At 73.2% G+C, this 8,583-nt stretch carries 10 protein-coding genes; 9 read left to right on the top strand and 1 reads right to left on the bottom strand.

Translation table 11 applies throughout. The annotated features are described in order from the left end of the window. The 3 genes from ACFV6I_RS34535 to mltG (ACFV6I_RS34525) all read left to right on the top strand — a co-directional run. On the top strand, positions 1-263 hold a 263-nt coding region (locus tag ACFV6I_RS34535; protein ID WP_380429737.1), incomplete at its 5' end, for a DHHA1 domain-containing protein. Between the two features lie 17 nt (positions 264-280). Then, positions 281-751, top strand: a complete 471-nt coding sequence (ruvX, locus tag ACFV6I_RS34530; protein WP_244293307.1) for a Holliday junction resolvase RuvX — start codon at positions 281-283, stop codon at positions 749-751. 94 nt (positions 752-845) lie between these two features. Then, positions 846-2,108, top strand: a complete 1,263-nt coding sequence (gene mltG / locus ACFV6I_RS34525; RefSeq protein ID WP_380429734.1) for an endolytic transglycosylase MltG — start codon at positions 846-848, stop codon at positions 2,106-2,108. A 160-nt stretch (positions 2,109-2,268) separates the two neighbouring features. Here the strand turns inward: mltG (ACFV6I_RS34525) and ACFV6I_RS34520 are convergent, their stop codons facing one another. Next, on the bottom strand, positions 2,269-2,751 hold the full coding sequence (locus ACFV6I_RS34520) for a hypothetical protein (RefSeq protein WP_380429731.1): 483 nt from the start codon (positions 2,749-2,751) through the stop codon (positions 2,269-2,271). Between the two features lie 6 nt (positions 2,752-2,757). Between ACFV6I_RS34520 and mltG (ACFV6I_RS34515) the strand changes: the two genes are divergently transcribed. From mltG (ACFV6I_RS34515) to aroQ, 6 genes are all read left to right on the top strand, one after another. Beyond that, positions 2,758-4,248, top strand: coding sequence for an endolytic transglycosylase MltG (gene mltG / locus ACFV6I_RS34515; protein WP_380429729.1), 1,491 nt, complete (start codon positions 2,758-2,760; stop codon positions 4,246-4,248). Between the two features lie 34 nt (positions 4,249-4,282). Continuing rightward, a complete protein-coding gene (locus ACFV6I_RS34510; RefSeq protein ID WP_380429726.1) occupies positions 4,283-5,113 on the top strand; it encodes a shikimate dehydrogenase in 831 nt (276 codons plus the stop codon). A 209-nt stretch (positions 5,114-5,322) separates the two neighbouring features. Next, positions 5,323-6,507: a chorismate synthase gene (aroC, locus tag ACFV6I_RS34505; RefSeq protein ID WP_107452826.1), complete on the top strand. Its 1,185-nt coding sequence runs from the start codon at positions 5,323-5,325 to the stop codon at positions 6,505-6,507. Continuing rightward, complete coding sequence (locus ACFV6I_RS34500; protein ID WP_063346780.1) at positions 6,504-7,025, top strand: shikimate kinase; 522 nt, start codon at positions 6,504-6,506, stop codon at positions 7,023-7,025. Before aroC ends, ACFV6I_RS34500 begins: the two co-directional genes overlap by 4 nt. Next, on the top strand, positions 7,018-8,109 hold the full coding sequence (aroB, locus tag ACFV6I_RS34495) for a 3-dehydroquinate synthase (protein WP_380380708.1): 1,092 nt from the start codon (positions 7,018-7,020) through the stop codon (positions 8,107-8,109). Before ACFV6I_RS34500 ends, aroB begins: the two co-directional genes overlap by 8 nt. Before the next feature lie 8 nt (positions 8,110-8,117). Further along, positions 8,118-8,546, top strand: coding sequence for a type II 3-dehydroquinate dehydratase (aroQ, locus tag ACFV6I_RS34490; protein ID WP_063350970.1), 429 nt, complete (start codon positions 8,118-8,120; stop codon positions 8,544-8,546). Positions 8,547-8,583 lie beyond the last annotated feature (37 nt).

The raw sequence follows: 8,583 nt of genomic DNA, 5'->3' as shown, positions 1-8,583 counted from the left end.
TGCGCGGCCGCCTCGGCTCGCGCCCGGCCGTGGTCGCCGCCTTCACCGTGGCGGGCGGCCGTCCGCTGACCGTGATCGCCACCAACGAGGACGCCCGCGGCCGCGGCATCAAGGCCGGCGAGCTGGTCCGGGTCGCCGCCAAGACCCTCGGCGGCGGCGGTGGCGGCAAGGACGACGTCGCCCAGGGCGGCGGCTCCAACCCGGCCGCGGTCGGCGAGGCCGTCGCCGCGGTGCGCGGCCTGGTCGCGGAGCGCGCCAGCTGATGGTCGAGGAGCCTCAGGTGGAGCGGCCCTTCCGGCGGGGGCGGCGGATCGCCGTCGACGTCGGTGACGCCCGGATCGGGGTCGCGTCCTGCGACCCCGACGGGGTGCTCGCCACGCCCGTGGAGACCGTTCCGGCCGGGGTGAAGTCGCAGGCCAGGATCGCCGCCATCGTCGAGGAGTACGACGCGGTGGAGGTGATCGTCGGGCTGCCCCGCTCGCTGAGCGGCAAGGAGGGCCCGGCGGCGGAGAAGGTCCGCGCGTACGCGACGCGGCTGGCCAACCGGCTGTACCCGGTGCCGGTCCGGCTGGTCGACGAGCGGATGTCGACCGTCACCGCCACCCATGGGCTGCGCGCCTCGGGCGTCAAGGCGAAGAAGGGCCGCTCGGTGGTCGACCAGGCCGCCGCGGTGGTGATCCTGCAGACCGCCCTTGAGTCCGAACGGGTGAGCGGGAACCCGCCCGGTGAGAGCGTCGAGGCGGTCGGCTGACCGGCCTGATCTAACGTCCCGTCGAGGGGTCCGTGCGGACGCGTCCGCACGGACCCCTTTCGAACGTTTCGGCACTGCCGAGGGGACGCGAGCCATGACCGACCAGGACTTCCACCCGGGGCTCACGCCCGGGCACCTGGGTGCGCCGGTGCTGGAGCCGGAGGGCCGCCCGCCGGGCGCGCCCCGCATGCGCTCCGATGCGCCCGATCCGCACCGACGGCGTAACGGACTGGCCTGCGCGCTCACCGCGCTCGCCCTGGTCGCGGTGTTCGGCGGGGCGGGCCTCGCCGGGTACACCTGGCTCCAGGGGCAGCGCAAACCCCCGGCCGCCGCCGACTACGACGGGCAGGGCACCGGCAGCGTCCAGGTCTCGGTGCCGGAGGGCGCGGGCCTGTCCCAGATCGCGTCCACCCTGGTCCGCAACGGGGTGGTGGCCAGCTCGCTCGCCTTCACCCGGGCGGCCAAGGGCAGCGCCGCGGCCGCCGGGCGGATCCAGCCCGGCACCTACACCCTGAAGCAGCGGATGTCGGCCGCGGCCGCGCTGACCGTGCTGATCGACCCGGCCAACGCCAACGGCCTGACCATCCCCGAGGGCTGGCGCGGCTACCAGATCTACGTGGCCATCGACCACAAGCTGCGTCTGCCGGAGGGCACCACCCAGCGCACCGCCCAGGAGCAGGGCGCCGAACTGGGCCTGCCGGACTTCGCCAAGGGCAGCCCCGAGGGCTACCTCTTCCCCGCGACGTACAGCGTCACCGACGGGACCACCGCGATCGACCTGCTGAAACAGATGGTGGAGCGGGCCGGCAAGGAGTTCAGCCGGGACGACGCGAACGTCGTCGCGCAGAACCTCGGCCAGAGCCTGTACGGGCTGGTCACCGTGGCCAGCATGGTCCAGGGCGAGGCCGACAACAACGAGGACATGGGCAAGGTGGCGCGGGTCATCTACAACCGGCTGGCCAAGGGCATGCCGCTGCAGCTCGACTCCACGATCAACTACGCGCTCGGCCGGTCGACCCTGAACACCACCGTCACCGACACCCGGCTGGACTCCCCGTACAACACCTACCTGCACCCGGGGCTGCCGCCCACGCCGATCTCCAACCCGGGGCGGCAGGCGATCACGGCGGCGCTGGACCCGGCGCAGGGGGACTGGCTCTACTTCGTCACCGTGAAACCGGGGGACACCCGCTTCACCGACAGCTTCGACGTGCAGCAGCGCAACGTCGCCGAGTTCAACGCGAACCGGGCGTCGGCGAAGCCCGGCGCCTCGGCCTCGTCGTCGGCTTCGGCCGGTGCGTCGGCCCCCGACTCCGGGCCGGCGGCGCCGGAGCCCGAGCCGGGCGCGGGCTGGTGAGGTCGGACACTGACGGCACGTCCGCCCTGCCGGGGGCACGTGTGCGGTACGGTAACGTCTCCTCCCAGGCGCTGCGCTAGCACGCCGGTTCGAGAATCAGCCGGGACCGCGTCCCGGACGGCCGGTCCGATCCTCCGGCCGTCTTCGTCGGTTAAGGGGATCAATGACCGATCTGGGTCGGGGCTACGGCCCCCAGGGCTCTGAGCCGTGGCACCCCGGTGACCCCGGGTACGGCGGCCAGCAGCCGGTCCCCGGCCAGCAGGACGGCCAGTGGCAGCAGTATCCCCAGCAGGGCGAGCCGGTCCAGCAGTATCCCCAGCAGCAGGGCGAGCCGGTCCAGCAGCCGTACGGAGACATGCAGCAGCAGGGGTATCCGCAGCAGCAGATGCAGCAGATGCCGCAGCAGGGGTACCCGCAGGGGTATCAGCAGCAGGGGTTCCCGGGCGGGCAGCAGCAGTACCCGCAGCAGCAGGTGCCCCAGCAGCAGATGCAGCAGCAGGGCTACCCGCAGCAGCAGATGCCGCAGCAGGGGTACCCGCAGCAGCAACAGCAACAGCAGCAGCAGATGGCGCCGCAGGGGTACCAGCAGCAGCTGCCCCAGCAGGGGTACCAGCAGCAGGGGTTCCCGGACGGTCAGCAGCAACCGGGCATGGCGCAGCAGCAGGGGATGTCCCCGCAGCAGCCCCAGCAGCCTCAGCAGCCCGGCGCGCAGCAGCAGCCGGGCATCCCGCAGCAGGGCGCGCAGCCCGGGCGGCGGCGTCGCGCGGCGCCGGAACCCGAGCCGGCCGCGCCCGTCAGCGGCCCCGGCCCGGACGGCATCGACTGGGAGGCCGAGGCCGCCGCGCTGGAGGCCGGCGCCGATCCGGTCGGCGGGCACGCGCCCGAGACCGACGAGTGGGACGGCCACCCGGACGGCTTCCAGGAGGACGGCCGTCACGAGGACGGCCACCACGAGGACGCCGAGTACCGCGACGAGGACGGCCACGCCGAACAGGAGGGCTTCCTCGGCGAGGAGGACTCCTCCCGCGACGCGCAGAAGAAGCGCAAGGAGAAGGGCAAGAAGTCCGGCCGCCGCAACGGCGGGGCCTGCCTGCTGGTCGCGCTGGTGCTGGTCGGCGCCCTGGGCGGGGCCGGCTGGTGGGGCTACGGCTTCTACCAGGACCACTTCGGCCCGCCGCCGGACTTCACGGGCGAGGGCGGCAGCCCCGTCCAGGTCGAGGTCAAGTCGGGTGCGGTCGGCGGTCAGATCGGCCTGGCGCTGAAGAGCGCCGGCGTGGTCAAGAGCGTCGACGCCTTCAGCAAGGCCTGCGACGCCGAGCCGAAGTGCAAGAACGTCCAGCCGGGCTTCTACTCGCTGAAGAAGGAGCTGCCGGCCGCCACCGCGCTGAGCGAACTGCTCAACGGGGCCGGCGGTGCGGCGCTGGTCATCCCCGAGGGCAAGACCGCCGCCGACATCTACACCCTGATCGACGGGAAGCTGAAGCTGCCGCAGGGCACCACGGCGGGTGTCGCCAAGGCCCAGGTCGGCAGTCTCGGCCTGCCGGCGTACGCGAACGGCAACGTCGAGGGCTTCCTCTGGCCGACCCGGTACAACATCGCCGACGGCATGAAGCCCGAGGACCTGCTCAAGCAGATGGTGAAGAACGCCACCGACAAGTACGCGACCCTGGACGCCGACGCGTCCAAGGTCGGCCTCAAGAACGCGTACGAGGTGGTCATCGAGGCGAGCATCCTGCAGCGCGAGGGCAACAAGGTCGACGACTTCGCCAAGATGGCCAGGACCATCCAGAACCGGCTGGCGAGCGATGCCGTGCGCCACACGCTCGGCATGGACACCACGCTGCAGTACTCGCTGGGCCGCAAGGACCTGGACAAGAAGGACATCAACGACGGGTCCAACAAGTACAACACCTACATCAACCCGGGCCTGCCGCCGACGCCGATCTCCAACCCCGGCGACGACGCGCTCAAGGCGGTGCTCAACCCGGCGGACGGCAAGTGGCTGTACTTCATCGCGATGTCCCCGTCCAACACCCTCTTCGCCGACACGGACAAGGAGCACGCCGCCAACGTCGAGGCGTACTGCCGGGCGGCGGGCCAGGGCTTCGACAAGGTCGGTCTCCACTGCACCACCAAGTAGCCGCCACCGCACCGCCGTTCACGGAGGAGCAGCGTTGACCAGCAAGTACCGGGCCGCCGTCCTCGGCTCGCCGATCGCCCACTCGCTCTCGCCGGACCTGCACCGGGCCGCCTTCGCGGCGCTCGGGCTGGACGGCTGGCGCTACGACCGCTTCGAGGTCGACGAGGCCGGCCTGCCCGGCTTCCTCGCCGGGCTGGACGAGGCCGAGTGGGCCGGGCTGTCGCTGACCATGCCGCTGAAGCGGGCGATCATCCCGCTGCTGGACGAGGTCAGCGCGACGGCCCGCGCGGTGGACGCGGTGAACACCGTGGTGTTCACCGCCGACGGGCGGTGTATCGGGGACAACACCGACGTCCCCGGGCTGGTGAACGCGCTGCGCGAGCGCGGCATCACCGAGGTGCCGGCCGCGGCCGTGCTGGGTGCCGGGGCCACCGCCTCCTCGGCGCTGGCGGCGCTGGCCCAGGTCTGCACCGGTGAGGTGACCGTCTACGTGCGCAGCGCGGAGCGGGCCCGGGAGATGGCCGAGCTGGGCGAGCGGCTGGGCGTCGCCGTGCGCACCGCCGACTGGGAGCTCGGCGCGCAGGCGCTGGCGCGGCCGCTGACCGTCTCGACCACGCCGGTCGGTGCGACCGACGCGTTCGCCGGGGCGCTGCCCGCCGCGCCGGGGGCGCTGTTCGACGTGCTGTACCACCCGTGGCCGACGGCGCTGGCCGCCGCCTGCGCCGCGCGCGGGGCGACCGTCCTGGGCGGGCTGGACCTGCTGGTGCACCAGGCGGTGCTGCAGAGCGAGGCCTTCACCGGGCGGGCGCCGGGGCCGCTGGCGGCGATGCGCGAGGCGGGCGAGAAGGCCCTCGCCGGGCGCTGAGCCCGCGCCGGTGGCCGGATCGCGCCGGCCACCGCCCGGCCGGCTGGCCGGAATCGTGCCGACCACCGTCCCGCCGACTGACCGACCACCGTCCGTCACGCGGACTGGGCCTCCGGGTGCCGCCGGGACGTGAAAGGATTCAGGGGAAAAGGCACGCCCGGGCGGGCCCCGGCAGGTGCCGTGGCCGGTCCGCTGATGAAGGAGCTCCGTTGGGTACGTTGCGCTGGCTGACGGCGGGGGAGTCGCACGGCCCCGCACTCGTCGCGACGCTGGAGGGCCTGCCCGCCGGTGTACCGGTCACCACCGCGGTGGTGGCCGACGCGCTGGCGCGCCGCCGGCTCGGTTACGGTCGCGGCGCACGGATGAAGTTCGAGCAGGACGAGGTGACGTTCCTCGGCGGCGTCCGGCACGGCGAGACCATGGGTAGCCCGGTGGCGGTCATGGTCGGCAACACCGAGTGGCCGAAGTGGGAGCAGGTCATGTCGGCCGACCCGGTCGACCCCGAGGTGCTGGCCGGTCTGGCCCGCAACGAGGCGCTCACCCGCCCCCGCCCCGGCCACGCCGACCTGGCCGGCATGCAGAAGTACTCGATCGACGAGGCCCGTCCGATCCTGGAGCGCGCCAGCGCCCGTGAGACGGCCGCCCGGGTCGCGCTCGGTGCCGTCGCCCGCGCGTACCTGAAGGCGACCTGCGGGATCGAGATCGTCAGCCACGTGGTCGAGCTGGCCGCCGCCAAGGCCCCGGCCGGTGTGCTGCCGCTGCCCTCGGACGAGGCGCGGCTGGACGCCGACCCGGTCCGCTGCCTGGACGCCGACGCGTCGAAGGCGATGGTCGCCGAGATCGACCAGGCCCACAAGGACGGCGACACCCTCGGCGGCGTGGTCGAGGTGCTCGCGTACGGCGTGCCGGTGGGTCTGGGCTCGCACGTGCACTGGGACCGCCGGCTGGACGCCCGGCTGGCCGCCGCGCTGATGGGCATCCAGGCGATCAAGGGCGTCGAGGTCGGCGACGGCTTCGAGCTGGCCCGGGTGCCCGGCTCGCAGGCGCACGACGAGATCGTCCCGACCCCCGAGGGCGTCAAGCGCACCTCCGGCCGCTCCGGCGGCACCGAGGGCGGCCTGACCACCGGCGAGGTGCTGCGGGTGCGTGCCGCCATGAAGCCGATCGCCACCGTGCCGCGGGCGCTGCAGACCCTGGACGTGCGCACCGGCGAGCCGGCCAAGGCGCACCACCAGCGCTCGGACGTCTGTGCCGTGCCGGCCGCCGGGATCGTCGCCGAGGCGATGGTCGCGCTGGTGCTGGCCGACGCGGTGAGCGAGAAGTTCGGCGGTGACCACGTCTCCGAGACCCGCCGCAACGTGCAGGGCTACCTCGACAACCTGATCATCCGATGACCGTTCCGGTCGTTGTGCTGGTCGGCCCGCCCGGCAGTGGCAAGTCCACCGTCGGGCGGGCCCTGGCCGAGCGCCTGGGCGTCGGCTTCCGGGACACCGACGCCGACATCGAGGCGTTGGCCGGCAAGCCCATCCCGGAGATCTTCATCGACGAGGGCGAGCCGCACTTCCGCGAGCTGGAGGTCCGGGCCGTGCGCACGGGCGCCACGGAGCACGACGGCGTCCTGGCGCTCGGCGGCGGCGCGGTGATGGCCGAGGCCACCCGCGCCCTGCTGCGCGAGCTGCCGGTCGTCTTCCTGGAGGTCCCGCTGGCGGACGCGGTCAAGCGGGTCGGCCTGGACGCCCCGCGCCCGCTGCTGGCCATCAACCCGCGGGCCCGCTGGCGCGAGCTGATGGAGGCCCGCCGGCCCCTCTACCTGGAGGTGGCCACCGCCGTCGTCGACACCGCCGGCCGCACCCCCGAGCAGGTCGCGGACGCCGTACTGGAAGCACTGGAGCTGAAGACCCCCCATGACTGACCCCATCGTCAGGATTCACGTCGGCGGCAGCGCCGGCCACGACCCGTACGACGTGCTGATCGGGCACCAGCTGCTCGGCGAGCTGGCGCCGCTCATCGGCACCCGCGCCAGGCGGGTCGCGATCATCCACCCCGAGGCGCTGGCCGCCACCGCCGACGCCATCCGCGAGGACCTGCTCGGCGAGGGCTACGAGGCGATCGCGCTGCAGGTGCCCAACGCCGAGGACGCCAAGAGCGCCGAGGTCGCCGCGTACTGCTGGTCGGTGCTCGGGCAGACCGGCTTCACCCGCAGCGACGTCGTCGTCGGCCTCGGCGGCGGCGCCACCACCGACCTGGCCGGCTTCGTCGCCGCCACCTGGCTGCGTGGCGTCCGCTGGATCTCCATGCCCACCACGCTGCTCGGCATGGTCGACGCGGCCGTCGGCGGCAAGACCGGCATCAACATCGCCGAGGGCAAGAACATGGTCGGCGCCTTCCACCCGCCGGTGGGCGTGCTGGCCGACCTCGACACCCTGGCGACCGTGCCCAAGCACGACTACGTCTCCGGCCTCGCCGAGGTCATCAAGTGCGGCTTCATCGCCGACCCGGCCATCCTCGACCTGATCGAGGCCGACCCGGAGGGCGCCAAGACCCCGGACGGCCGGCACACCGTCGAGCTGATCCGCCGCGCCATCCAGGTCAAGGCCGACGTGGTCTCCGGGGACCTCAAGGAGTCCGGCCGGCGCGAGATCCTCAACTACGGCCACACCCTCGGCCACGCCATCGAGCGCAACGAGCGCTACAAGTGGCGGCACGGCGCCGCGATCTCCATCGGCATGGTCTTCGCCGCCGAACTCGGCCGCCTGGCAGGCCGGTTGGACGACGAGACGGCCGACCGGCACCGCACCGTGCTGGCCTCCGTCGGGCTGCCGCTGCGCTACCAGGCGGACGCCTGGCCGAAGCTGCTGGACGCCATGAAGATCGACAAGAAGTCGCGCGGCGACCTGATCCGCTTCATCGTCCTGGACGGCCTCGGCAAGACCTCCGTCCTGGAGGGTCCCGACCCGTCCCTGCTGGTCGCCGCCTACGCGGAGGTCTCGGCGTGACCAGGGTCATGGTGCTCAACGGCCCCAACCTCGGACGGCTCGGCAGCCGCGAGCCGGACGTCTACGGCGCCACCTCCTACGCCGGGCTGGTCGAGCGCTGCACCGCGCTCGGCAAGGAGTTCGGCTTCGAGGTCGAGGTGCACGAGACCAACTCCGAGCAGCAGATGGTGGAGTGGCTGCACGAGGCGGCCGACGGCAAGGTGCCCGTGGTGATCAACCCGGGCGCGTTCACGCACTACTCGTACGCGATGCGGGACGCCGCCTCGCAGCGCACCGCGCCGCTGATCGAGGTGCACATCTCCAACCCGTACGCCCGGGAGACCTTCCGGCACACCTCGGTGATCGCCGCGGTGGCCTCCGGCACCATCGCGGGATTCGGGCTCGGCTCGTACGAGCTGGCCCTGCGCGCCCTGGCCGAGCAACTCACCACGCGCTGACGCCTGGTCAGCGGCCCGGCGGCGGACTGTGCCCGCC

It is taken from the genome of Kitasatospora sp. NPDC059803 (genome assembly GCF_042732255.1).
GTDB lineage: Bacteria > Actinomycetota > Actinomycetes > Streptomycetales > Streptomycetaceae > Kitasatospora.
Note: the sequence above shows the minus strand (reverse complement) of the source record. Positions and strands in the feature narration are given on the sequence as shown.